We start from the raw sequence: 23,711 nt of genomic DNA on the forward strand, positions 1-23,711 counted from the left end.
CAGCGGTCCGGCGGTTCAATCAATTGGGCAGTGTCCGAGCGGATACTTCTGCGTCTGGAGCGGCACCAGCTTCACCGGAACGATCTGGAAAACGAACGTGACAAGCTCGTACAAGAGCATCGGCCCGAGCACGATTCGTTCGCTGTACAACAACCGAACCAAGCGAACGTTCCTCTATGAGTTGTCGGGTGGCGGCGGCCTCAGAGACTGTTACAACCCTGGAGACCAGTACACCTCGTTGGCGGGATGGAGAACTACAGCGAATTCCGTCTATTTGTCGACAACCACATTGTGCTGAGATGGGCAGCAAAATGACCTAGGCTCTGCCTGTGGGCGACGACGAGTTCAAAGAACTCTATGCCCGCCTCAGCACGCTCGTTTTCTCCTACGCTGCCCGCGTCTTGTCTCCTGAACAGGCCAAGGACGTAGTGAGTGAGACGTTCATGGCTGTCTGGCGTAAGCGAGACGATTGCCCCGAGGATCCCGCCGACTGGACACGATGGATCATCGGAATCGGCAAGTTTCAAGTGCTTCAAGAACTCCAACGGGTCAAGCGCAAACATCACGACAATCGTTTCGTCGATGAGCGCGGACTTGATCAGTTGAAGCTCGCTTCGCCAGACAGTGCAGAGTCGGTGGTCGACTCTGCACAGGCGCGTTGGGTCTGGCATCAACTCAAGCCGAAGGAACGAGAACTTGTAAACTTGGTATTCGTTCGCGGTCTCAGCGATGCCGATGTCGCGGGGCTGCTTGACGTGACCGTTACCGCAGTGACTACCCGCGCTAGCAGAGTTCGCCAGAGAATCGCAGCGCTGCTTGAAGCAAGTGATGACACCACCGCTGATGCATCACCAACTCGAGGAGGGTCATGAGCAATCACGACAACCTCGGACCGGCAGACGAGATCGACGCGCTGCGCGATGCCGCCCGCGAGGCGGGGTTCGCGGACCTGATCTCCCCGGAATCGGTCGGTGTCCAGCTCGACAGCGCTGACGCGATCCTGGCGCGGGCGAAAGCCACAGAGGAGTCTGATCCAGTTCCGATTCACCGTCGACGTCGAACTCGACTCACTCTCCTTGCAGCCGGCGCAGTCGCCGCAACAACCGCGCTCGTCCTCGGCATTGTGCCGATGTTGCCCGACTCCAAGGCAACGGCATCAACTCCGCCAGTGCTGGGATTCGAGTTCGCAGCTGCAGCAGAAATCGCGACGGCGCCCGGAAAGCCAGCGCGCGACGAACTAGAACGCCTCTCGACCGTGGCAGCTGGGGCCCCCTCCCCGGCCGGCAGCGGCACCACGCAAAAGGTCGTCACGGACAACTGGTTTGCGAGCATTGAATCCGGCGAGGACAGCGTCTCAACGGTTCTCATCCCGAGGATCGTCGAGACCTACCTCCGTCCCGATGGCTCATTCCGAACAGTCGAGCGAACCGGCAAACCCCTCTCACCTGACGGACGGGGCCTACCGAAGCAGGGCACGTGGGACGACGACCCCAAGAGCGCCGACGAAACTCTCCCAGAAGGCACCAGCGACCCCGACTTTGCGACCGAACTTCCGCTGGATCCCAACGGCCTTGTCAGCGGGATCCTGAAAGGCTCGGGCTGCCGGGCCACGAGCGTGGATACGGCTAGGACGAACTGCCTGTTTCGCCAGGTCAACGCCCTCTACTCGCAATACGTCGTGACGCCTAAACTCGCTTCAGCAATCTGGGCAATGATGGCCGATCAACCTGGGGTGCGACTGCTCGGTGCGGTCGATGATCGAGCAGGCCGGAGCGGGATTGGATTCTCACTCATACCCGGGGATGAGCCTCACACTCGATTCGTGCTGATCGTCAGCCCCGCAACCGGGCAACTCCTCGGGAGCGAGAACATCCTGATCAAGCCCGATCAAAGCTCTGATGTGAAGCCTCCAGCGATCACCAGCTTCACCGCGATCCTGGACTCCCGCTACACAACCGAGTAGCGCTCGCCAAGCCGTGGCCAGTGGCCAGTGGCCAGTGGCCAACAAGAATGCTCCGCCGCGAAGTGTGAATTTCATGCCACTTCTGCGATGAATAACTGAGCGCTTGTATGCGATGCAGGTCTGGATGCGCTCGGGGACATCCAGTTGCCATAAATCGCTTGCATTGCGAAGGCCACATGCTCTTGCCCACGAGGCAGGACCTCAACGACCACGACCGGCTCAGCGCGCGCGAAGAAATCAACCATCTGTCAATCAGTAGGGAGCCCCAAAATGGCTGAGCCAAGAGCGTTCTTGAGCTTCGATTTCGACCACAACGAGGTCTCGCGAAACCTCTTCGCTGGTCAGGCAAAGAAGGACTCGCCCACCCCATTCATCTTGGAGGACTGGTCATCGAAGCGGGTTTTGCCCGAAGCCGAATGGGAGAGACTCATCGCGACGAAGATCGCTGGCTGCCACCTCATGATCGTTCTGGTCGGCAAATCCATGAGTACTGCGTACGGCGTTGCCGCTGAGATATCCATGGCCAAGGACAAGCATGTCCCATCCTTCGGCGTGTATGTCGACGGCGCCGGCTCATCAAGCACCTTGCCGAATGGGCTCGCGAGGAACCGGACGATCAGCTGGAACTGGGTGGATATCGCGGCGGCGGTTGACCAAATGCTCACCGAAGGAAAGAATGCCTAGCCGGCGTGCCTTGATTGTCGGCATCGACGACTACCCCACAGCACCACTGCTTGGGTGCGTCAACGATGCCAAAGCCGTTGCAGAGCTTCTGAGGACGAATCACGACGGATCGCCGAACTTCGACGTCAAGGTGATCACCTCGGATCACCGAACCATCACACGCGCCTCTTTACTCCGCGAAGTCACGTTGCTCTTCACTCATCAGGGTGGCGATGTCGCGCTTTTGTACTTCTCCGGACACGGGACTGAAGACAACCTCGGTGGATACTTGGTCACTCCCGACGCGAGCGAATACAGCGAAGGTATCAACCTTACGGATGTCTTGACGCTCGCGAGCGATTCGACTGCGCATGAGCGCGTTGTCATTCTGGATTCCTGCATGAGCGGCAATCTCGGATCCATTCCTGCGACAGGCGCTCAATCGGCGAACCTGAAGGAAGGTGTGTCGATTCTGACTGCTTCGCGTCCCAGCCAGGTCTCGGTAGAGCAGGGTGGAGTTGGCCTCTTCACAGAGCTTGTATGCAGCGCCTTGGAAGGTGGCGCCGCCGATGTTCTAGGGGCCGTATCAGCTCCCGCCATCTATTCGTACGTAGAAGAAGCACTCGGCCCCTGGGATCAACGACCACTTTTCAAAGCGCACTTGAGCAAAGTCGCCGCCTTGAGAATCGCTCAGCCAGCTGTTCCTTTGGCCGTCTTGAGGGAGTTGACGGTCTGGTTCCCGAACGTCGACTCGGAATTCCGGCTCGATCCAACCTACGAATACACCGAACCCACCGCAGACCCCGACCACGTCACCGTGTTCAAGAAGCTCCAACGGTGCCGGGACGCCAAACTTGTCGAAGCAGTAGACGCCGAATACATGTACTTCGCAGCCATAGAGGGCACGGCATGCCGCTTGACAGGCTTGGGCCAGCACTATTGGCGGCTCGCCAAAGAGGGCAGAGTCTGAACGGTGGATCTGTCGTGAGAATTGGCTGTACGGGGCACCAAGGGCTGACGGACGCGACGGCCGAGAACGTCGTCACCGAGCTCAATTCCTACTTCCTATCTATTGACTCGCTCATCGGCGTTAGTTCGCTCGCCGAGGGCGCCGACCAATTGTTCGCCCAGTCAGTGATAGGGAGCGGAGGCACACTCGAGGTAGTCATTCCTTGCGTTGGCTACGAATCTACCTTCGTGACTTCGGACGATCTTCGACGGTACGAACACCTGAAATCCGAAGCCACTTCGACGACACAACTCGACTTCTCGAGACCGACTGAAGAGGCATTTTGGGCAGCAGGCCGGCTGATCGTCCAGTCCTCCGATGCTCTCATTGCCGTCTGGGACGGCGCGAAGTCTCGCGGCCTTGGAGGGACTGCCGATGTGGTCGAGTACGCACAGCAATTGGGCAAGGCCGTGAAGGTGATTTGGCCTACAGGATCGATGCGAAAACTGTGAGGTCTGCGCGTCCCGCGCCGACACGAGTGCACCGAATTTAGTTGGAGGAAACATCATGACAAAACGGAGACTGGGCATTTGCCCAACCCAGTAACACGTGACGTGCGTTCTGAGACTGCGCTGGTGTTCGTGACGCTCGCGGACGGTCTCGACCAGTCAGCTGTTCAGCAATGGCTGACGCAGCTTGCAGACTTCATCGGTGCTTTGGAAGCCCCTCCGCGACGCGGGACGCAGTTGGCGTCAGCGGTCATCGCAATGGGTCCACGGTTCTTCACCAGGTTCGCTGACCATGCAGCCAACAACCCCCATGGACTTGCCAGCCCTATCAGGCTTCCCTCAGCATCGATCGACGCTGACATCTTCCTCCATGTCTCGTATACGTCGGAATCGCGGCTCGCGGACCTCCTCCGGCTCCTGTGGGAGACCCGGCCGACTGTCGTCGCGATCGATGTCGAGCACGGCTATGCACGCGCTGACGGTCGAGAAGCGTTCGGCCAGCTCGATGGGCTTCGAAATCTCGACCGGGTGCAGAGACGACGCGCAACGACCGTTGACCCCGGCACACTTCCCGAGGAACCCGCGTGGTTCACAGGTGGCTCATACGCGGCCTACCTGAAGATCGAACAGAACATGGACCCCTGGGCGGGTCTCGACGCAACAACACGTGAACAGATCATCGGGCGGCACGCGTCGGACGGTTCTCGCCTGGACCACGAGCCCGGCCACAATCCCCACTCTGAGGGTGCATTCACCGACCCGTCAACGCCACCTCACGCCAGTCACGTTCGCAAGTCCGGGCCACGCGGCTCTCTTCACGATCAGAACCTCATCTTCAGGCGCGGCGTCCCCTACGTCGAGGAGATCGACAATACCCTCCACTTCGGCCTGCAGTTCGTGTCCTACCAGGCGAGCCTCAGAGACTTCGACGTCGTCCTGAACCACTGGATGCTGAATCCCGACTTTCCAGAGCGCGGCAGCGGTCTCGACTCTCTAGTGGCCAACAACCTGATCACCTTCCTCCTAAGCGGCGTGTTTGTCGTAGTCCCCCACGACGACCGGTTCCCCGCCGCCGGATACTTCGACCCGGCGCCAGAACCACCGCACTCACGCAAGGGGCGCATTCACATCCGCAAATCCGCCGTCGACCAGAACGGCGTCCCCACCAACGCTGAGGTCGGCGACATCGAATTTCAGCTGTTCGAGTCCGACGGCGTCACGGCAATCGGAGACCCCGCACGCACCAACCCCGCCGGCCGCGCCGTCTTCCCGGCCGTTCGCGTAGGCAACACCGTGATCATTCGCGAATCACCAAGCGACCGGTTCGAACCGGTCGCTGACCAGACGATCACCGTCGACAAGGCCAACGTGCTCGTGTCAGTGGTCAACAGACTTCGACCCACCGCACCCGCATACGGCGGATAACCAAAATGCTATGACCCAACCCGACAAGCACGTCGTACAACGCCGCGGCGACGATCTTACGAATACGCAAGCCCGACTCAGACCGGGCCAGTGCGATCACACGCACAGAGGGCGGACCAAGGCGCAATTTGTACACATACGCCTATCCCGGACCCTCATTGAGTAGCGGTCAAACGCGCCCCAAAGCGTGTCCACTTCAGCCCCCGGCAAAAGTTCGGCGCTAAGCGTGAAATCTGGGTGCCTTCTGCGATGAGTCATTGGGAGAGAACTTAGGAGTATCCGGATGGGGAACCTACTCACGTTTGGCACAGTCGCACTCGTCACTCTCTTTGTGCCCGCCGCGGGGCGATCGCCCCGTTCTTGGGCGTACGGCCAGCCCGGCGCAATATGATCTCAGCCGACGAACTGTCCGATGTATTTGTCGAGGTGGCAGACACGCTGGTCGCCGACTTCGACCTAGTGGAATTTCTGTACAACCTCAGCGAACACGCCGCCGCGATCTGCGACGCTACGGCCGTCGGCATATTGCTCGCTGACCCGCAAGGCAGCCTGCAATACATCGCGGCATCGACCGAACAAGCCGGCCTCGTCGAGCTATTTCAACTCCAGAATTCTGAAGGTCCCGGCTACGACTGCTTCCAGAGCGGCGAAGCGGTCGTGAACCTGGATCTCGCGCATTCCGCTGAGCGGTGGCCGGAGTTCGGGGCGCTAGCCGTCCGAGCGGGCTTCCAGTCAGTGCACGCCATCCCGATGAGGTTGCGGGCGGAGGTTGTCGGCACCCTCAACATCTTCGGCGACGAAGGCGTGCGGTTGGAAGCGACAGATGTGCGAGTCGTTCAGGCGCTCGCCGACGTGGCGACCATCGCGATCCTGCAATCACGCAGCGTGCACCGCGCAGAGACTTTGTCGGAGCAGCTCCAGCATGCGCTTGTCAGCAGGGTCGCAGTGGAGCAGGCGAAAGGTGCTCTAAGCAAGCTTCGCGGGGTGAACCCCGATCAGGCGTTCATGCTGATGCGAAGCTTCGCGCGCGCGAACCAACAGCGGTTGGGGAATGTCGCGAACGCAGTGCTCCATGACCCCGCCAGCATCTCCGAACTGACCGTCAAAACGTAACCTCCCGTTCTCCCCTCGGATCGTGTATGGAAGTTATGATCGAACCACTAGTTGTCCTTCGTCCCAGACCCCGGCGATCACACGTCGATGAAAGCGGTCTGAGGGATGAACACACACAAGCCAGCGGCTCGAGCGTCGAGAAGTGCCACCACACTCCCGAGCTGGAGACGTCTCAAGCTCTTTGCAACCACTGCCATGGCCACTGTCCTGGCCGTGCTCGCACTCATCGTCGTGTTCTTCACCGCACCGCGGGCGGACGCCGCTACTGAAGTCAATCTTGGTACCGCCGGACAGTTCGCCGTTCTCGCGGGTGCTGGCGTCACCAACACGGGATCCACGACGATTCAGACCCAAGATGCCAGTATCCGCGGCGACGTCGGAACTCACCCGACTGACACGATCACTGGCGATGCTTCAATCAGTTGGATTCCACCTGCCACAGGAAGCCTCCACAAGGCCGACGCAGTAGCGCAGAACGCACAGGCCGACAACCTCATCGCCTACAACACGGCTGCTGGCGCCGCCTCGGACGCGGCGCTTGGCGGTCAGCTAAATGGGATAGAGATGCTGGCCGGTGTCCACACGGCCAGCTCAGCCCTGAACCTGGCAACCAATGGCACTGTCACCTTCAACGCCGAAAATGATCCCGACGCGACGTTCATCATCCAAGTCGGCTCCTCGCTCACGATGGAGTCCAACTCCACCGTGTCGCTCATCAACGGAGCCCAGGCGTGCCACATCTTCTGGCAGGTCAGCGAGGATGCAACGATCGGGACCGACGCGACCTTCGTAGGCACGCTCCTCGCTGAGAACGCCATCGTCGCCCAGTCAGGTGCATCGTTCGAGGGCCGGCTGCTCGCGCAGAACGCCGCGGTGACCCTCGACAACAACACGTTCACGATGCCGGGATGCTCCCCACCTGTCGTTGACACTGACACCGACGCTGACGGCGGGACCGCAGACGCCGACACCGACGGAGGAACCACAGACGCCGACACCGACGGAGGAACAGATGCGGACGCCGACACCGACGGAGGACAGACAGACGCCGACGGCGGAACCGCAGACGCCGACAGCGACGGAGGACAAGCAGACGCCGATGCCGGGACCGCCGATGCCGACAGCGACGGCGGAACCAGTGATGCCGATGCAGAGACCAACGGTCCACCGCTGCCTGACACTGGAGGTCCGTGGCTTGGCCTTCTCCCGATCGCATTGGCGGCCGTCATGATCGGCGCGACCGCAATCTCGTCTAGCAAGCGCCGAGTGCGAGGCATCCACCGCGCTGGGTAACAAGTTGCAGGCCTACACGAAGTGCCCCCGACCAGCGTTTCCACAGGTGGGGGGCTCTTCGTCTTGCTGTGGCAGGTGCAGGGTTCGAACCTGCGTAGGCGTTGCCGTCTGATTTACAGTCAGATCCCTTTGGCCACTCGGGCAACCTGCCGGGGGTTGTTGCCCGGGGGCAACGACAAGCAAGACTATCTCAGCCTCGTAAGGTGTGAGAAATCAGATCCACCCCAAACGTGCAGGAGCAGCCATGGCCGACTCATCCTTCGACATCGTCAGCAAGCTTGACCGCCAAGAAGCCGACAACGCGATGCAACAGGCCGTCAAGGAGATCGCCCAGCGCTACGACTTCAAGAACACCGGTGCGTCGATCAAGTGGAGCGGTGAGCTCGGCGTCGAGATCGAGGCGAACGCCGACGAGCGCGCCCTCGCGGTGCTCGATGTGTTCAAGGACAAGCTCATCAAGCGCGGCATCTCGCTGAAGGCGCTGGAGTCCGACGAGCCCCGTCAGTCGGGCAAGGACGTGAAGCTCTCGGCAAGGTTCAAGGACGGCATCGACCAGGAGCAGGCCAAGAAGGTCTCCAAGATCATTCGCGACGAGGGGCCCAAGGGCGCCAAGGTTCAGATCCAGGGCGAGGAGTTGCGCGTCTCGAGCAAGAAGCGCGACGACCTCCAGGAGATCATCGCCCTGGTGAAGTCTGCCGACCTCGACTTCGCCGTCCAGTTCACGAACTACCGCTGATGAGGACCAAGTTCACCGAAGCCTTCGGGGTCGAGCACCCGATCGTCCAGGGCGGTATGCAGTGGGTCGGCGTCGCGGAGCTCGTTGCTGCCGTCTCGAACGCCGGCGGGCTCGGCATGATCACTGCACTGACTCAGCCGACGCCCGGCGATCTGGCCAAGGAGATCGCGCGTACGCGTGACATGACCGACAAGCCGTTCGGCGTCAACCTGACGATTCTGCCGAGCATCAACCCACCGCCGTACGACGAGTACCGCAAGGTCATCGTCGACGAGGGCATCAAGATCGTCGAGACCGCCGGATCCAACCCCGGCCCGCACATGGCGCAGTTCCACGACGCCGGCATCAAGGTGCTCCACAAGTGCACCAGTGTGCGACACGCGATCAAGGCGCAGAGCTTGGGCGTCGACGGCATCAGCATCGACGGCTTCGAGTGCGCCGGCCACCCCGGCGAGGACGACATCCCCGGTCTCGTGCTGATCCCGGCCGCGGCCAAGCACATCACGATCCCGATGATCGCCTCTGGTGGCTTCGCTGATGCACGCGGACTTGTCGCAGCACTTGCACTTGGCGCCGATGGCATCAACATGGGCACCCGCTTCATGTGCACCACCGAGTCGCCGATCCACCAGAACATCAAGCAGGCGATCGTCGACGCGACCGAGCGCGACACCGAGCTGATATTCCGACCGTTGCGCAACACCGCACGCGTCGCCAGCAACTCGGTCAGTCGCGAGGTGGTGGAGATCCTCAACGAGGGTGGACAGTTCGATCAGGTCCAGGATCTCGTCTCGGGCAAGCGCGGCAAGACCGTGTACGAGCTCGGCGATCCCGAGGCCGGCATCTGGTCGGTCGGCACCTGCCAGGGACTCATTGACGACATCCCCGACGCGGGCGATCTGGTCTCTCGCATCATGACCGAGTCGGAAGAGATCATCGGACGTCTGTCGACGATGGCGAGCTGACATGCCTGCGACCCGTTTGATGCCGACGGAGGAGTCAGTGCACCTCATTGCCCTGACTCGCGAGATCGTCGCGAAGGAGCTCGCTCCCAAGGCCGCTGAGGCTGAGGCGACGGCGGCTTTCCCACGCGAGGTGTTCCGTACGTTGGGTCGGGCGGGTCTGCTGTCACTCCCCTATCCGGAGGAGTTCGGCGGCGGCGGGCAGCCGTACGAGGTCTACCTGCAGGTGCTCGAGGAGATCGGTTCGGCGTGGGCGTCAGTGGGCGTCGGCACCTCGGTGCACGCGCTGTCGTGCTTCGGCCTGTTCACCGCGGGCACAGACCAGCAGAAGCAGGACTGGCTGCCGTCGATGTTGTCCGGTGACCAGCTCGGTGCGTACTGCCTGTCCGAGGCGCATGCCGGCTCCGATCCAGCGGCGATGCGCACGAAGGCCTTGCGCGACGGCGACTCGTACGTCATCAATGGCGCGAAGGCCTGGACCACCCACGGCGGGCATGCCGACTTCTACAAGGTCATGGCCCGCACATCGGATGACGGAGGTCGGGGAATCTCGTGCTTCCTCGTGCCCGCCGATTCCGAAGGCCTCACCGCTGACACACCCGAGCAGAAGATGGGCCTGATGGGCTCGACCACGGCGACGATGCTGTTCGAGAACGTACGCATCCCAGTTGAACGTCGCCTCGGCGACGAAGGTCAGGGCCTGCCGATCGCGCTCGCAGGACTCGATGCCGGACGACTCGGCATCTCCGCCGTCGCGACCGGCCTCGCGCAAGGTGCACTCGATGCCGCCGTGACGTACGCCAAGGAGCGCGAGACGTTTGGCAAGGCCATCATCGATCACCAGGGCCTCGGCTTTGTGCTTGCCGACATGGCCGCTGCCGTCGAGTCAGCACGGGCGACCTACCTCGCTGCCGCACGTCTCAAGGACGCTGGCCAGCAGTACAGCCGCCAGGCGTCCATCGCCAAGCTGGTCTGCACCGACAACGCCATGAAGGTCACCACTGACGCCGTGCAGGTCCTCGGAGGTGCGGGCTACACCCGTGACTTCCCTGTTGAGCGCTACATGCGCGAAGCCAAGGTCATGCAGATCTTCGAGGGCACCAACCAAATCCAGCGCCTCGTGATCTCGCGCGACCTCGCCCGCTAGACGTCCCGCACACCAAGGTCTTCGGTCCCTGCCCAGGCGGCTGAGACGGACGTACGTTCGGGCCATGAAAGCACTCGTATACCAGGGCCCCGGCAAGATCGAGTGGACTGACGTCCCCGATCCCGCAATTCTCAAGCCGACCGATGCCGTCGTGCGGATCGAGACGACCACGATCTGCGGCACCGATCTCCACATCCTCAAGGGCGACGTTCCCGCCGTGACACCTGGCCGCATCCTCGGCCACGAAGGTGTCGGCGTCATCACCGAGGTCGGCAGCTCGGTCACCAGCTTCGCGGTGGGCGACCGCGTCGTCATCTCGTGCATCAGCTCGTGCGGACACTGCGAGTTCTGCAAGAAGGGACTGTATTCGCACTGCCTCGGCGACGAGGGTGCTGTCGGGATCGGCTGGATTCTCGGCCACCTCATCAACGGCACCCAGGCGGAGCTCGTGCGTATCCCGTACGCCGAGACCTCCCTCTACAAGCTGGCCGAGAACGTTCCGGACCAACAGGGCGTACTGCTCAGCGACATCCTGCCGACGGGCTTCGAGATCGGCGTGCAGTACGGCAAGGTCACACCGGGCGACGTCGTCGCCGTGATCGGTGCAGGCCCCGTTGGTCTCTCGGCGATGGCAACGTCCAGTCTCTACGGCGCCGCCAAGGTCATCGCGATCGACATCGACCAGAACCGTGTCGATCAGGCCAGCAAGTTCGGCGCCACCCACGGCGTGGTCTCGGCCGACAAGGACTGGAAGAAGCAGGTACTGGCCCTGACCGACGGGCTCGGTGTCGACGTCGCCATCGAGGCGGTCGGCGTGCCGGAGACCTTCGGCATGGCGACCGAGATCGTCCGCCCCGGCGGCCACGTGGCCAATGTCGGCGTGCACGGCACGTCGGCCGAGCTGCGTCTGCAGGATCTCTGGATCGCGAACATCACGATCACGACGGGTCTGGTCAACACCAACACCCTGCCCATGCTGCTCAAGCTGGTCGTCAGTCAGAAGCTCGACGCCAATGCCTTCGTCAGCCACCGCTTTGCACTCAAGGACATCATGGATGCCTACGACACCTTCGGACGTGCTTCCGAGACGAAGGCCCTCAAGGTGATCCTCGAGGCGTGACCGGCTAGGGCAGGTTTCTGAGCAGCAGGTCTGGCCACGCGCTGAGAGCCACGATGCCCAGCGCGCCGAGGATGACAACGCCCTTCGCTATCCGCACCGAGAACGGCGGCGACGGGCTGACGTACGACTCGCCCTCCGGTCTGTCGAAGAGCACCGCGACGAACCGCAAGTAATAGGCGAGTCCCAGCATCACGTTGACTGCCATCACGACGGCAAGCCACGTCTCGCCGGCCTCGACGACGGGCCGGATCACGACGTATTTCGTAACGAGGCCGATGACGGCGGGCGGGAACCCCGCGAGAGTCAGTGCTGCAAGGGCCAGCGGGATGCCGGTCGGCGGATCCGTGCGCGCCAACCCCCTCAGCTCGTCGTAGGCGGTGCTGCCGCGGAGCCTGAGCACCACGGCCAGCGCAGCGAACGCGACGAGGTTCGCGAGGACGTAGACGGCGAGGTACTGCAGCGCGGCACTCAGACCCAGCCGGCCAGCCACAGCCACCGCGGCGAGCAGGAAGCCAGCCTGGGCGACTGACGACCAGGCCAGCATGCCCACGGCATTCGTCTGTCGCAGTGCGCCAAGGTTGCCTATCGTCATCGTCACAGCCGCGACGACGGCGAGGAGCGTGCCCCAGGTGTCGTACGAGAAGCCCAGCGCAATCCCCAAGAACGTCAGCAGCGCACCAAGCGAGGCAGCCTTGGACACCGATGACAGGAAGCCAGCCACCAGAATCGGCGCACCGAGGTAGGCATCGGGGATCCACATGTGGAACGGCACGGCGCCCAGCTTGAACAGCAGACCAATCACCGTCAGCAGGACAGCCACAGACACGACCGAGTCCGGCATGTCGGACTCGCGCAACGCGTCGCTGATGCCTTGGTACTCGAGGGTGCCCGTGATGCCGTAGAGCAGCGAGATGCCCATCAAGGTGATGGCAGTCGACACCACGGAGGCAAGGAAGAACGTCCACGCCGAGCGGATCGCCCGTCGGTCGCCCTGCCGTAAGCCGACCAGGGCGATCGACGGCAATGACAGCAGCTCGAGCGCGACGAGCAACGTGACGACATCACGCGCAGAGACCATCAACACTGCGCCGGCCGCCGAGCTCAGCATCAGGAAGTGGTACTCCCCCGGCGGCATGGAGTTCTCGAAATTCATGACATTTGACGCCACGACAACGAAGAGTGTGCCAGCCAGCAGGATCAGTGAGAGCGCGAACGTGGCCTCGGGGACATCGTCGTGCAGGCGGAACAACTCGACACCGGCGGCGACGAGAGCCGCCGTCGATGGCAGCCCGGATCCGAGCCAGGTGCGGCGCGGGAAGAAGGCATCGACCAGCAACGCGATCACTGCGCCGGCGGCAACGATCGTGGCGGGTCCAGCAATCGCCCAGTCGATGGGGATGTTCATGGCGTCACCGCCTCATAGCTGCCCTGAAAGTTCGGCCCGTCGTACAAGCCGACCAGCGGTCCCGGTGCAACACCGAGGGCGACGATCCCTACCGCGAGAACGCTCATGACGAGAGCCTCACGACGGTTGAGGTCGCGATCGCCTTCATGCGGAACAGCCTCACCCTGGGCGATGAGCCGGATCGCACGAACGAAGTACGCCGTGGTGAGCGCTATGCCGAGCACGGCGAACCCGACGAGGGTCCAGGCGCCTGGCTTGCTCAGTACGTCGCCCACCTCGTAGGCCGCCCGCAGCGACAGCAGCTCGCCCCAGAAGCCGGCGAGACCGGGCAGTCCGAGACTGGCGACCGCGCCGAAGACAAAGGCAACGGCGAGCCAGGGAGTGCGGGCGTAGAGTCCACGACCAATCGCGGCCATCGACGCTGTGCCCAAGCGGTCCTTGATCGAACCTGACGCGAAGAACAGCAGGCCGGTGATCAGTCCGTGGGCCACTGACCCGAACACGGCCGCAGCGAGACCGACGTCGCTCATGGTCGAGATCGCGAGGGCGACAAATCCCATGTGCCCGATGCTCGAATAGGCGATCAGTCGTTTGAGATCGTCCTGGGCGTAGCAAGCCAGTGCCGACCAGACGATGCCGACGACACCGGCAGTCGCCACGTACGGTGCAATCTTCGCGAACTCTTCTGGCAGCATCTGTGCACCAAGCAGGATCAGCCCGTACGTGCCGAGCTTGAGGAAAACGCCCGCGAGCAACACCGAGCCGACCGTCGGCGCCTTGCTGTGAGCATCCGGCAACCAGGTGTGCAGCGGGACCAGCGGCGTCTTGACCGCGAACCCGAGGACGATCAGGACCGCCGCGCCGAGTGCGGCCCCTTTAATGTCGAGGATCTGCAGCGACCCGAACGGGCTTGCCACCCAGACGATGCCGACCAGCAGCAGGGCGGAGCCAGTGACTGTGAACAGCAGGAATCGGGTTGCCGCGCGCCGCCGGCCCTCGGGGTCATGCGGATCGCCCCACCACGCGATCACGAACCACATCGGGATGAGCGCGAGCTCGAAGAACACGAAGAACAGCAGCAGGTCGAGTGAGCTGAAGACGCCGAGTGCCGATGCGCTGATGATCAGTACGAGCCCGACCAGCGCTGGTGAGGTGTCCTCAGCGATGAGCCACACGCAGCAAAGCAGACCCAGCACCGCGGTCATCAGCAGGAACGGCCAGGAGACGTAGGTGACGCCGAGGTGTAGGCGGGCACCGAGCGGCTCGATCCACGAGGTGTCGACCTCGCCGGAGACTCTGACCGAACGACCCTCCCAGACCAGCGCGTAGAGGACCAACGACGCGGCCATCGCAGCGCTGCCGAGGAGGGCTGCCACGCGACCTGACACCGTGTTGCGGAAGACGAGTAGTAGAAGGCCGAGACCGAATGGGATGGAGAGCGCGGTGGTGATCATGTCCAGATCACCCCTGCCACGACGAGCGCGATGACGCCGAGCGTCATGACGGTCGCGTAGCGCTGCACATTGCGGGACTGAACGATCTCCAGAGCCCGCGAGGTGAGTTGCGCACCGGAGGCACCGCCGTCGGAATACGCATCGACGCCATCCCGGTCGACGACGACCACAAGTCGCGCTGCCTCACGAGTGATCGCCGGGATCCACCGCGTGTAGGGAGTGTCGAGGTCGAGCTCTCGCGTGAGCAGCGGCGCGTCAATGTCGAGCTCACCGCGGTTGCTCCAGGCGTACACAACGACGGCGGTGGCGAGGACGGCGATGCCCGTCGACACGAGTCCGAAGCCGAGGTGGAACGGCTGGCCGATCGACAGCGCGAACGTCGCGACGGCAAGAAGAACGACAGGCAGGAGCATCGCCCGCGGCGCCTCGTGACCCTCCTTGGGCTCGCCGAAGAACGCGATCAGCCAGAGCCGCGCTGCGTAGACGGCAGTCACGAATGTCGTCGCGAGCGCGACGTAGAAGAGCACCTGACCGACCGAAGCCGGCAACGTCCCGTCGCCGTCTGCGCTGTGCTTCAGGGCCTCGAGGACGCTGTCCTTGGTGAAGAAGCCGACCGTCGGGGCAAGTCCGGCGAGCGCGGCAAACCCGATCGTCATGCTCACGAACGTCACCGGCATCGCCTTGCGCAGCCCGCCCATCGCCGACAGGGCACTTGAGCCAACCGTGTGCATCAGGCAGCCGCAGCCGAGGAACAGCAACGCCTTGAACGCGCCGTGTGCGATCAAGTGGTCAGTTCCGGCTTCAGGATCTCCCGCCGAGATCGCGGCAAACATGAGGGCGAGCTGACTGACAGTCGACCACGCCAGGGCACGTTTGAGGTCCGCTTGGACGAGAGCGAACAGTGCGCCGATCAGCATCGTGATGCCCGCAATAACGGCCAGAGCGACGAGAACGAGCTCGGAGTCCCTGTACAGCGGGAACATCCGTGCTGCGAGGTACACCCCTGCAGCCACCATCGTGGCGGCGTGGATCAGCGCGGTGATGGGCGTGGGGCCGGGCATCGCGTCGGGCAGCCAGCTGTGCAGAGGGAACTGCGCGGACTTGCCGACGACTGCCACGAGGACGAGCAACCCGATTGCGGTCGAGTTCTCCGCGCCACCGTCGGAGGCGACAAGCTCGGCGCCGAGCAGGTCGTACGTCCCGTACGTCTCACCGATCACGAGGATCGCGAGCACCAGCCCGAGGTCGGCGATGCGAGTCATCAGGAAAGCCTTGGCGGCGCCGGCGCGCGCCTCGGCAGTCTCCCACTCGTGCCCGATCAGGAGGTAGGAGCACAGGCCCATGACCTCCCACCCCACGAGCAGGACCCAGAGGTTGGTCGTGCCGACGACCGCGATCATGGCGAGGAGGAAAAGGATGATGATCAGGGCGTACGAGCGGTAGCGCGGATGGTGACCGAGATAGGCCGTCGAGTAGATCTGAACGAGCAGGCCGACACCGACCGTGAGCAGCACGATCTGCGCCGAGACCGGGAACAGGAAGAGGTCGGGTGAGAGATCGGGCATGGGCGGGCTGGTGCCATCGTTCAGCGGAGCGAAGTAGCCGAAATACTTGTCCCCGAGGTCGGGGATCGCCCAGATGGCGACGACCACAGCAAGGACGGCCGTTATGCCTGAGTACGCCCACTTCGTCATGACTCGGCTCCGACCTGGTCGACGTCGATCGTGCGCACGGCACGGAACAACGCCAGGATGATCGCCAGCCCGAGGCCGATCTCAGCAGCCGCGATCGCAATCGTGAACAGGGTGAGCGACTGCCCCGTATGGATCTCGTCCTCGAGCCAGGCATCGAACGCGACCAGGTTGAGGTTGACGGCATTGAGCATCAGCTCGACCCCAAGAAGCATGAGCACGGCATTGCGCCGGGCGAGCACGCCGTAGACACCGATGCCGAACAGGACAGCAGCGAGGATCAGCGGATACAGGAGCGGCATCAGCGTTCGGATCCCGCCCGCGAGATGACGATGGCGCCGATCAGGGCGGCGAGAAGCACGAGGCTGAGCACCTCGAAGGCCAGCACCCAGTCGTTGAAGATCGCTTCGCCGAGCGAGCCAGCGGTGCCGATGTGATCGCCCTTGATGCGTTCACCCTCGAAGCCCGCGACGACTGTGGCTCCCAGGCCTCCAGCGGTGACGAGTCCGAGCACGGCAGCGGTCCACCGGTTGCCGGTGACCTCCGCCGACGGACCAGCGGCCGGCTGCCGCGTCATCATGAGCGCGAAGATCACGAGCACCACGATCGAACCGACGTACACCAACACCTGCACCCAGGCGACGAACTCTGCCGTCATCAGCACGAAGCACCCGGCGATCGCACCTAGCGTCACCACCAACCACAGCGCAGAGTGGACGAGCTGCCGGCTGGTCATCGCCAGCAATGCCGTGCCGACGGCCAGCACCGCGAACACGAGGAACAGGATCTCGGTGGCCGTCACTCAGCGACCTCCGGCGGGGCTGCGACAGGCTCAACCGACAGCGAGGCCTCGTACGCGGCGAGCTCCTTGGACTTCTCCGCACCTGCATCGAGTGCTGGCGGCGCAGGGACGGTCCACATCCACTCGCGCAGCTTGTTCATGTCGTGGGTCAGGTCGGTGATGTCGCCCTCCGCGTACGCGAACTCCGGAGACCAGTGCAGCGCATCGAACGGGCACACCTCGATGCAGATGCTGCAGTACATGCAGATCGAATAGTCGATGTCGAAGCGATCGAGCACGTTGATGCTGCGATCCTTGCCACCTTCGGTCGTCGCCGGGATGACCTCCTTGTGCGAGTCGATCTCGATGCACCACGACGGGCACTCACGCGCGCACAGCATGCAGGAGGTGCAGTTCTCCTCCTGCAGCGCGATCACGCCGCGACTGCGCGGAGGCAGGTCAGGCTCGACGTCGGGATAGTGCGCCGTCACGCTGCGCTTGAGCATGTTGCGCATCGTCACGCGCAAACCGGTGAACAGGCCTGAACCGAACATCAGAGGATCACCACAAACGTCGTCAGCGTGAGTTGGAGCAGGGCGAGGGGTACGAGGACCTTCCACGCGAGCGAGTTGACCTGGTCCTCGCGCAGTCGGGGGTACGCGACGCGAGCCCAGATCACGAGGAACGAGACCGCGAAGATCTTGAGCAGCGACCACAGCCAGCCGAAGTCGTCGGACCACGGACCAGCCCAACCGCCGAGATAGAGCACCGTCGTCAGTGCGGCGAGCACGACGATGCCGGCGTACTCAGCCAGCAGGAACATCGCGAAGCGCATGCCTCCGTACTCAGTGATCGGACCCATCACGAGCTCGGCGTCGGCGAGTGGTGCATCAAACGGCGGGCGCTGCAGCTCTGCAAGACCGGCCGTGAAGAACACGATCAGGCCGGGCAGCTGCGCGATCAGCCACCACCATTCCCACTCGTGGGCGATGCCGGTCAACGAGAGCGTGCCTGCGGCCATCGCGACGCTGGCTGCGGCGAGAACCATCGGCAGCTCGTACGACATCAGCTGAGCGGCGACGCGCATACCGCCGATGTACGAGTACTTGTTGCCGCTGCCGAGTCCACCCATCAGCGAGCCGAGCACACCAACACTCATGGCTGCGAGGACGAAGAACAGGCCGAGGTCGAGATCGATACCGATCAGGTTGGTCTGGCCGAAGAACGGGCCGAGTGGGATCGCCACCATCGCCACGAGATACGGCACGAGTGCTACCGCGGGAGCGAGACGGAACACCGGTCCGTCGGCGGCAGTGGGGACGATGCTCTCCTTCTGCACGAACTTCACGCCATCGGCGATCAGTTGTGCCCAGCCGTGGAACGCTCCGGCCTTCATCGGTCCGACGCGACTCTGCATGTGCGCCATCGCCTTGTGCTCCATCTGCCCGACGAGCAGCGGCAGCGTCATGAACGCGCCCAGCACGAGTACGCACCGCAGCACGACCTCGAGGAAGTCACTCATCGGTGACCTCCGGGGTCTCGACGGGCTCATCGCTCGGCTCTACCCGCTCCGGACCCCATTCGGTCGGATCGGGGACGCCAGGCGGCTTGATACGGCGACGCCCCGGCGAGTGCGTCGAGTCCGCGTCGCTCTCCCCCGGCTCCTTGGCGCCGGGCCACGGCTTCGCGACGCGGGAAGCGAGGACGAACTCCTTGCGCAGCGGATGACCCTCGAAGCCATCGGGCAGCAAGAGCGGTTCGAGGTCGACGCCGAAGTCGATACCGAACATCTCGTGGGTCTCGCGCTCATGCCAGGCCGCGCCCGCATACAGGTCGGCGATCGAGGCAACGGCCGGCGTCTTGCGGTCGACGTACGTGACCAGCAGCAGGTGATCGAGCTCCTCGAGTCGAGCGAGGTGCACGACCAGCCGGAAGCCTTCGGGGTGCTCATCGACGGCCGAGAGCCAGTCGAAGTACGTGTAGCCCTCGCTCTTCAAACCAGCGACGGCATCGTGCCAGTCGGCGACTTCGACCACGTGGTGCGGCGGGCCGAAGGTGTTATCAGCCAAAGTCATACGGGCGGCTCGATCTTCGGGCTGAGCAACGACGTGGTCGAGCGCTTGTAGCGATCGGCGAGGTTCTCGCCGGCGATCTGCTGTTGCAGGGTCACGATGCCGTTGAGCAGCGCCTCGGGTCGGGGCGGGCAACCCGGGATGTAGACGTCAACGGGGATGATCTGGTCGACGCCCTTGGTGACGCTGTACGAGTCCCAGTAGGGGCCGCCGGAGTTGGCGCAGGAGCCGAAGCTGATGACGTACTTGGGCTCGGGCATCTGGTCGTAGAGGCGCTTGATGGCCGGGGCCATCTTGTCGGTGACGGTGCCCGACACGACCATGAGATCAGCCTGGCGAGGACCCATCGCGAACGGGATCACGCCGAGCCGGATGAAGTCGTGGCGCGACATCGAGGTGGCGATGAACTCGATCGCGCAGCACGCCAGACCGAAGTTGAAGACCCACAGGGAGTACTTGCGCCCCCAGTTGAGGATGTAGCGCGCAGGCTTGGGCGCGATCGCCGTACCAAGGCCGACCGTCGGCATCGGCAGATCGATCTTCTGTACGCCTACGGGGTCCACGACAGGACTCCCTTGCGCCAGGCGTAGACGAGTCCGACCACGATGATGCCGATGAAGATGCCCATCTCGATCGCCGCAGCCTTGCCGATGTCCTCGAGCACCACCGCCCACGGGAACAGGAACACCGCATCGACCGCGAAGATCACGTACAAGAACGCGTAGACGAAGTAGCGGACGTTCGACTGCGACCAGCCCTCTCCGACCGGGTCGACACCCGACTCGTACGTGACGGTCTTCTCCCGTGCGGCAACGCTGGGACGGAACAATCGGTTGGCACCGAGCATGCCCCCAGCCAGCACGAACCCGACCAAGATGATGACGCCGACAGCTCGGTAGTCGTCGAGGTAGGCGCCCATGGAGTGAGTCTAGGGAAGTTGCAGGCGTCCTGACCGATGTTGAGCGTGGTTTTACGGCCCAAAAGGGGCGTACAGTCCATTCAACTTCCGATCGGGGTGAACATGAAGGGCATCCATGCTCTCGCAGCGCTGGCCATGGCTGTGCTCGTAGTGGTAGCGGTAAATCTTGCCCAACGCAGCCTGGACGACGACAAGACGGCGAAGCCCGAAGACCCATCTCGGCCCTATTCGTCAGAGCTCAACGACCAAGGCATGGCACAGGCCGAGCAGATGCGTATCGCTCTCGAGGAACAGCTGGAAGAAATGGAAGCGCGCCGGCACCAGCTCGTCCTGACGATTCGCGACGAGGCCCCGCTCACGGTCTGGAGGATCAAGGGCCAGACGTGCGTCCTCGAGGGCAAGGGAGACCGCACCATCAACATCAGTCAGCCGACCGACGTTCCGTCTAACTTCAACACCTACGCGGAGGAGATCCCGTCCACGGCGAAGCTGGTGAACGGCGGCTATTGCGAAGCGACCGTGACGATCCTGGTGCGTGACGCACCTTGGTACGACGTGCACCTTGCGCTCGGGGATGGCGAATTGTCCCAGCAGACCAAGTTCAACCACTCGGGCAAGAGTCGGACAGAAGTCACGCTCGTCCCCTAGTACGCTCTCGGGTCCATGGCCAGGTGAGCAAGGCCCAGACGACGAGCACGATCAGGATCTCGAGCACGACATACAAGGGCCAGGGGCCAAGGAAGTCGAGCAGCGATGCGCTGTCCGGCAGTTCGTTGAGGTAGCCGTAGTTCGTGTCCGCCACGACATTGAAGACATAAGTGACGACCGCCCAGATCACGGTGATGACGACAGTCACCCGGTAGTAGCGCCACGTCGGCAGGATCCGCAGGCCAATGACGAGCAGCACTGCCGTCCACACGATCAACAGGTGCATGCCCCAGAACATCAGGAACCGCAGCTCGGGGAACTCCGAGCCCAGGTCAGGCGTGAAAATGCCCTGCGTTGTCAGCGTGATCCCCCACAGGTACGTGACGGTGGCGCTGAGTGCATTGCGGGTCCACAGCGCGTGCACTGCGAACAGCCAGGCGTAGTCACATAGCGCAAGAGGAAGAGACGTCTGCAGGTCCCACTCGCTCGGGATGAACTGCAATATCTGCAATGGCAGCGCGACCGCGACGATGGCCACCGCGAAGGTCCTGCGCAGCGCCACCTCACTTGGGGTGCCTCGCAGCCTGCGCCCGAGCAGGATGACCGCGAGGACTCCGACCGCGAAGATCCCGAGCACCACGAGATGTGATGTCCCGTAGGTCTCGAACTTCGCTGCCGCGAGCTGATCGACGGTCATGCAAAGAGGTTAGGCGATCGAGGGGGTTCTGCCAGATCTGACAGACATTCGGACAACGTCGAAAGGTCTCCACATCGGTGCTGCGTCGCGGGCGTACGCTCTTTCCGTGAATGACTCCCGCAGCGGCGTGATCCTTGGCGCTGCGGCCTACTTGTGCTGGGGATTCTTCCCGCTCTACTGGCCTCTGCTCGACCCCGCCGGGTCGCTCGAGATCCTCGCCCACCGGGTCATCTGGTCGCTGCTGTTCGTGCTGGTCCTCATCGCTGTCACCCGTCGATGGAAGACCTTCCGCAGAATTGCCAAGGATCGCCGCATGATGGTCATCCTGATCTGCGCCTCGATCGTCATCTCGTTCAACTGGGGCGGTTTCATCTACGGCGTCACCAACGGCCACGTGATCGAGACCTCGCTCGGCTACTTCATCAATCCGCTCGTAACGGTGCTGCTCGGGGTGTTCATCCTCAAGGAGACCTTGCGTCCCGTGCAGTGGGCGGCCGTTGCGATCGGCGCCATCGCGGTGCTCGTGCTCGCAGTCGACTACGGCCGTCCGCCGTGGATTGCGTTGCTGCTCGCGTTCTCGTTCGCGACGTACGGGTTCCTCAAGAAAAAAGCCAACCTCAACACGTTCGAGGGCCTCGGCATGGAGACGCTGATCCTGGCGCCCGTTGCGCTCTCCTTCCTGATCGTGCTCGAGCTGCGCAGCGATCTGACGTTCGGACATGCCGGAGTCGGCAACGTCATGCTGCTCATCGGAACGGGCGTCGTCACTGCCATTCCGCTCCTGCTGTTCGGCGCGGCCGCAACACGCCTGACGCTGACGACTATCGGCTTGTTGCAGTATCTCGGCCCGATCCTTCAGTTCATCTTCGGCCTGTGGATCTTCGACGAGGACATGAGCAGTGCCCGCTGGGTCGGCTTCATCCTCGTCTGGCTCGCGCTCGTCGTGTTCACCGCCGACAACCTCGCCAACAGAAGACGTGCCTCGAAGATGGTGCCGGCGCCTATTGAGTGCTAGCCGAGACGGGTGGCTACGGTGGTGCAGAGCGCCTGGAGGGCGTCGCGGGCCGCGTTGTCCGGGAGCTTGGCCAGCAGGACCTGCGCCGCATCGGTCTCCGCGCGTACGTAGGCACGCGCCTCGTCCATGGCCGGGTGGACACGCAGCAGCGTGATGGCCTCGGCAAGTTCGGCATCGTCAGTCAGCGGCTTGGCCAGCAGGGAGCGGAGCCGCTCGCCATCGCCGTCAGTCGAGCGCAGGGCAAGCAGGGTCGGCAACGTCGGTACGCCCTCGCGAAGGTCGGTGCCCGGAGTCTTGCCCGAGTCATCGGTCTCGCTGGCGATGTCGATGATGTCGTCGCTGAGCTGGAAGGCAGCACCGATGCGTTCACCGAACTCAGTCAACGTGTCCTGCACGTCCAGCGATGCTCCGGCCATCTTCGCGCCGAGACGGGCCGCAGTGGCGATGAGTGACCCGGTCTTGTCGGCCACGACCGACAGGTAGTGCTCGAGCTGGTCGTCACCTTCGGCCGGACCGAGGGTCTCGCGAATCTGTCCCTGGACGAGACGCGAGAACGTGCGCGCCTGGATGCGTACGCTCTCGGGACCGAGATCTGACACCAGATCCGACGCCTGGGCGAAGAGATAGTCGCCGACGAGGATCGCGACCGAATTGCCCCAACGAGAGTTGGCGCTGGGCGCACCACGACGCATCGAGGCCTCGTCCATCACATCATCGTGATAGAGCGTCGCCAGGTGGGTGAGCTCGACGACAACGGCCGCGCGCGGAACGTCGGCGTGCGCCTGGTCGCCGAACTCGGCGGCCAGCATCACCAACAGCGGGCGGAACCGCTTGCCACCTGCGTTGAGCAGATGCGCTGCCGCTTCGGCAACGAATGCCTCCGGGCTGTCGACGGCGATCGCCAGCTGGCGTTCGATCTCGCCGATACCGGCCTGCACGCGCGCTTCAAGGGCGCCATCGGTGAATGGAACACCCAGACCGGACACGCGAGAACTCCTTCAGGACCGTCAGCGCACGAAGGCGCCAGCGTGCTGCGCAAGATCGAGCAGCGGTCCGGGAAGGATACCCAGACCGACCGTCGCCACGACGGCGAAGGCGATCACTACGGTAGTCAGCGCGCTCGGGACAGCGACCGTCGGCCCATCCCCC

27 protein-coding genes and 1 tRNA gene are annotated in these 23,711 nt (G+C 63.3%); 15 read left to right on the top strand and 13 right to left on the bottom strand.

The features are described 5' to 3' along the window. Positions 1 to 82 precede the first annotated feature (82 nt). The 9 genes from V6M39_RS18040 to V6M39_RS06055 all read left to right on the top strand — a co-directional run bounded on the left by V6M39_RS18040 (position 83) and on the right by V6M39_RS06055 (position 7,915). Positions 83 to 298 (top strand): hypothetical protein, encoded by a 216-nt coding sequence (locus tag V6M39_RS18040; RefSeq protein WP_442880702.1) that lies wholly within the window; start codon positions 83 to 85, stop codon positions 296 to 298. A 31-nt stretch (positions 299 to 329) separates the two neighbouring features. Then, positions 330 to 872, top strand: coding sequence for an RNA polymerase sigma factor (locus V6M39_RS06020; RefSeq protein ID WP_332642842.1), 543 nt, complete (start codon positions 330 to 332; stop codon positions 870 to 872). Next, positions 869 to 1,963 (top strand): CU044_5270 family protein, encoded by a 1,095-nt coding sequence (locus V6M39_RS06025; RefSeq protein WP_332642843.1) that lies wholly within the window; start codon positions 869 to 871, stop codon positions 1,961 to 1,963. Before V6M39_RS06020 ends, V6M39_RS06025 begins: the two co-directional genes overlap by 4 nt. Before the next feature lie 270 nt (positions 1,964 to 2,233). Beyond that, the gene (locus V6M39_RS06030; protein WP_332642844.1) at positions 2,234 to 2,647 is read left to right on the top strand and encodes a TIR domain-containing protein; all 414 of its coding nucleotides are present in this window, start codon (positions 2,234 to 2,236) and stop codon (positions 2,645 to 2,647) included. 10 nt (positions 2,648 to 2,657) lie between these two features. Continuing rightward, the gene (locus tag V6M39_RS06035; RefSeq protein ID WP_332642845.1) at positions 2,658 to 3,596 is read left to right on the top strand and encodes a caspase family protein; all 939 of its coding nucleotides are present in this window, start codon (positions 2,658 to 2,660) and stop codon (positions 3,594 to 3,596) included. 14 nt (positions 3,597 to 3,610) lie between these two features. After that, entirely contained in the window at positions 3,611 to 4,087 is a 477-nt protein-coding gene (locus tag V6M39_RS06040) for a hypothetical protein (RefSeq protein ID WP_332642846.1), read from the top strand. Positions 4,088 to 4,189: 102 nt separating this feature from the next. Continuing rightward, positions 4,190 to 5,509 carry a Dyp-type peroxidase gene (locus tag V6M39_RS06045; RefSeq protein ID WP_332642848.1) on the top strand — a complete coding sequence of 440 codons (1,320 nt, stop codon included), beginning with the start codon at positions 4,190 to 4,192 and terminating at the stop codon, positions 5,507 to 5,509. A gap of 387 nt (positions 5,510 to 5,896) precedes the next feature. Then, positions 5,897 to 6,622: a GAF and ANTAR domain-containing protein gene (locus V6M39_RS06050; protein ID WP_332642849.1), complete on the top strand. Its 726-nt coding sequence runs from the start codon at positions 5,897 to 5,899 to the stop codon at positions 6,620 to 6,622. Positions 6,623 to 6,817: 195 nt separating this feature from the next. Further along, on the top strand, positions 6,818 to 7,915 hold the full coding sequence (locus V6M39_RS06055; RefSeq protein WP_332642850.1) for an ice-binding family protein: 1,098 nt from the start codon (positions 6,818 to 6,820) through the stop codon (positions 7,913 to 7,915). Between the two features lie 69 nt (positions 7,916 to 7,984). Here the strand turns inward: V6M39_RS06055 and V6M39_RS06060 are convergent. Continuing rightward, a tRNA-Tyr gene (locus tag V6M39_RS06060) sits at positions 7,985 to 8,066 on the bottom strand. Positions 8,067 to 8,159: 93 nt separating this feature from the next. Between V6M39_RS06060 and V6M39_RS06065 the strand changes: the two genes are divergently transcribed. From V6M39_RS06065 to V6M39_RS06080, 4 genes are all read left to right on the top strand, one after another. Further along, a complete protein-coding gene (locus V6M39_RS06065; protein ID WP_332642851.1) occupies positions 8,160 to 8,651 on the top strand; it encodes a YajQ family cyclic di-GMP-binding protein in 492 nt (163 codons plus the stop codon). Continuing rightward, on the top strand, positions 8,651 to 9,616 hold the full coding sequence (locus tag V6M39_RS06070; RefSeq protein WP_332642852.1) for an NAD(P)H-dependent flavin oxidoreductase: 966 nt from the start codon (positions 8,651 to 8,653) through the stop codon (positions 9,614 to 9,616). Before V6M39_RS06065 ends, V6M39_RS06070 begins: the two co-directional genes overlap by 1 nt. Position 9,617: 1 nt before the next feature. Continuing rightward, positions 9,618 to 10,760 (top strand): acyl-CoA dehydrogenase family protein, encoded by a 1,143-nt coding sequence (locus V6M39_RS06075; RefSeq protein WP_332642853.1) that lies wholly within the window; start codon positions 9,618 to 9,620, stop codon positions 10,758 to 10,760. Between the two features lie 64 nt (positions 10,761 to 10,824). Beyond that, entirely contained in the window at positions 10,825 to 11,880 is a 1,056-nt protein-coding gene (locus tag V6M39_RS06080; RefSeq protein WP_332642854.1) for a zinc-dependent alcohol dehydrogenase family protein, read from the top strand. Positions 11,881 to 11,884: 4 nt separating this feature from the next. Here the strand turns inward: V6M39_RS06080 and V6M39_RS06085 are convergent, their stop codons facing one another. The 10 genes from V6M39_RS06085 to V6M39_RS06130 are packed head-to-tail and all read right to left on the bottom strand — an operon-like array spanning position 11,885 to position 20,202. Next, positions 11,885 to 13,285, bottom strand: a complete 1,401-nt coding sequence (locus V6M39_RS06085; RefSeq protein WP_332642855.1) for an NADH-quinone oxidoreductase subunit N — start codon at positions 13,283 to 13,285, stop codon at positions 11,885 to 11,887. Then, positions 13,282 to 14,739 (bottom strand): complex I subunit 4 family protein, encoded by a 1,458-nt coding sequence (locus V6M39_RS06090; RefSeq protein ID WP_332642856.1) that lies wholly within the window; start codon positions 14,737 to 14,739, stop codon positions 13,282 to 13,284. Before V6M39_RS06090 ends, V6M39_RS06085 begins: the two co-directional genes overlap by 4 nt. Further along, positions 14,736 to 16,433, bottom strand: coding sequence for an NADH-quinone oxidoreductase subunit 5 family protein (locus V6M39_RS06095; RefSeq protein WP_332642857.1), 1,698 nt, complete (start codon positions 16,431 to 16,433; stop codon positions 14,736 to 14,738). Before V6M39_RS06095 ends, V6M39_RS06090 begins: the two co-directional genes overlap by 4 nt. Next, a complete protein-coding gene (gene nuoK / locus V6M39_RS06100) occupies positions 16,430 to 16,732 on the bottom strand; it encodes an NADH-quinone oxidoreductase subunit NuoK (protein WP_442880701.1) in 303 nt (100 codons plus the stop codon). Before nuoK ends, V6M39_RS06095 begins: the two co-directional genes overlap by 4 nt. Further along, complete coding sequence (locus V6M39_RS06105) at positions 16,732 to 17,232, bottom strand: NADH-quinone oxidoreductase subunit J family protein (RefSeq protein WP_332642859.1); 501 nt, start codon at positions 17,230 to 17,232, stop codon at positions 16,732 to 16,734. The genes nuoK and V6M39_RS06105 overlap by 1 nt, the downstream gene beginning before the upstream one ends. Then, a complete protein-coding gene (locus V6M39_RS06110; RefSeq protein ID WP_332642860.1) occupies positions 17,229 to 17,765 on the bottom strand; it encodes a NuoI/complex I 23 kDa subunit family protein in 537 nt (178 codons plus the stop codon). Before V6M39_RS06110 ends, V6M39_RS06105 begins: the two co-directional genes overlap by 4 nt. Then, entirely contained in the window at positions 17,765 to 18,733 is a 969-nt protein-coding gene (locus tag V6M39_RS06115) for a complex I subunit 1/NuoH family protein (protein WP_332642861.1), read from the bottom strand. The genes V6M39_RS06110 and V6M39_RS06115 overlap by 1 nt, the downstream gene beginning before the upstream one ends. Then, positions 18,726 to 19,286, bottom strand: a complete 561-nt coding sequence (locus tag V6M39_RS06120; protein WP_332642863.1) for an NADH-quinone oxidoreductase subunit C — start codon at positions 19,284 to 19,286, stop codon at positions 18,726 to 18,728. Before V6M39_RS06120 ends, V6M39_RS06115 begins: the two co-directional genes overlap by 8 nt. Next, complete coding sequence (locus tag V6M39_RS06125) at positions 19,283 to 19,846, bottom strand: NADH-quinone oxidoreductase subunit B (RefSeq protein WP_332642864.1); 564 nt, start codon at positions 19,844 to 19,846, stop codon at positions 19,283 to 19,285. Before V6M39_RS06125 ends, V6M39_RS06120 begins: the two co-directional genes overlap by 4 nt. After that, the gene (locus V6M39_RS06130; RefSeq protein ID WP_332642865.1) at positions 19,834 to 20,202 is read right to left on the bottom strand and encodes an NADH-quinone oxidoreductase subunit A; all 369 of its coding nucleotides are present in this window, start codon (positions 20,200 to 20,202) and stop codon (positions 19,834 to 19,836) included. The genes V6M39_RS06125 and V6M39_RS06130 overlap by 13 nt, the downstream gene beginning before the upstream one ends. 102 nt (positions 20,203 to 20,304) lie before the next feature. Here V6M39_RS06130 and V6M39_RS06135 point away from each other — a divergent pair, with 102 nt between their 5' ends. After that, a complete protein-coding gene (locus V6M39_RS06135; RefSeq protein WP_332642866.1) occupies positions 20,305 to 20,850 on the top strand; it encodes a hypothetical protein in 546 nt (181 codons plus the stop codon). Here the strand turns inward: V6M39_RS06135 and V6M39_RS06140 are convergent. After that, the gene (locus V6M39_RS06140) at positions 20,834 to 21,547 is read right to left on the bottom strand and encodes a YwaF family protein (protein ID WP_332642867.1); all 714 of its coding nucleotides are present in this window, start codon (positions 21,545 to 21,547) and stop codon (positions 20,834 to 20,836) included. The genes V6M39_RS06135 and V6M39_RS06140 overlap by 17 nt on opposite strands. 106 nt (positions 21,548 to 21,653) lie before the next feature. Here V6M39_RS06140 and rarD point away from each other — a divergent pair, with 106 nt between their 5' ends. After that, on the top strand, positions 21,654 to 22,562 hold the full coding sequence (rarD, locus tag V6M39_RS06145) for an EamA family transporter RarD (protein WP_332642868.1): 909 nt from the start codon (positions 21,654 to 21,656) through the stop codon (positions 22,560 to 22,562). Here rarD and V6M39_RS06150 read toward each other — a convergent pair. Further along, a complete protein-coding gene (locus V6M39_RS06150) occupies positions 22,559 to 23,548 on the bottom strand; it encodes a polyprenyl synthetase family protein (RefSeq protein ID WP_332642869.1) in 990 nt (329 codons plus the stop codon). The genes rarD and V6M39_RS06150 overlap by 4 nt on opposite strands. Positions 23,549 to 23,711: the final 163 nt, after the last annotated feature.

The organism is Aeromicrobium sp. (genome assembly GCF_036675695.1).
Taxonomy (GTDB): Bacteria; Actinomycetota; Actinomycetes; order Propionibacteriales; family Nocardioidaceae; genus Aeromicrobium.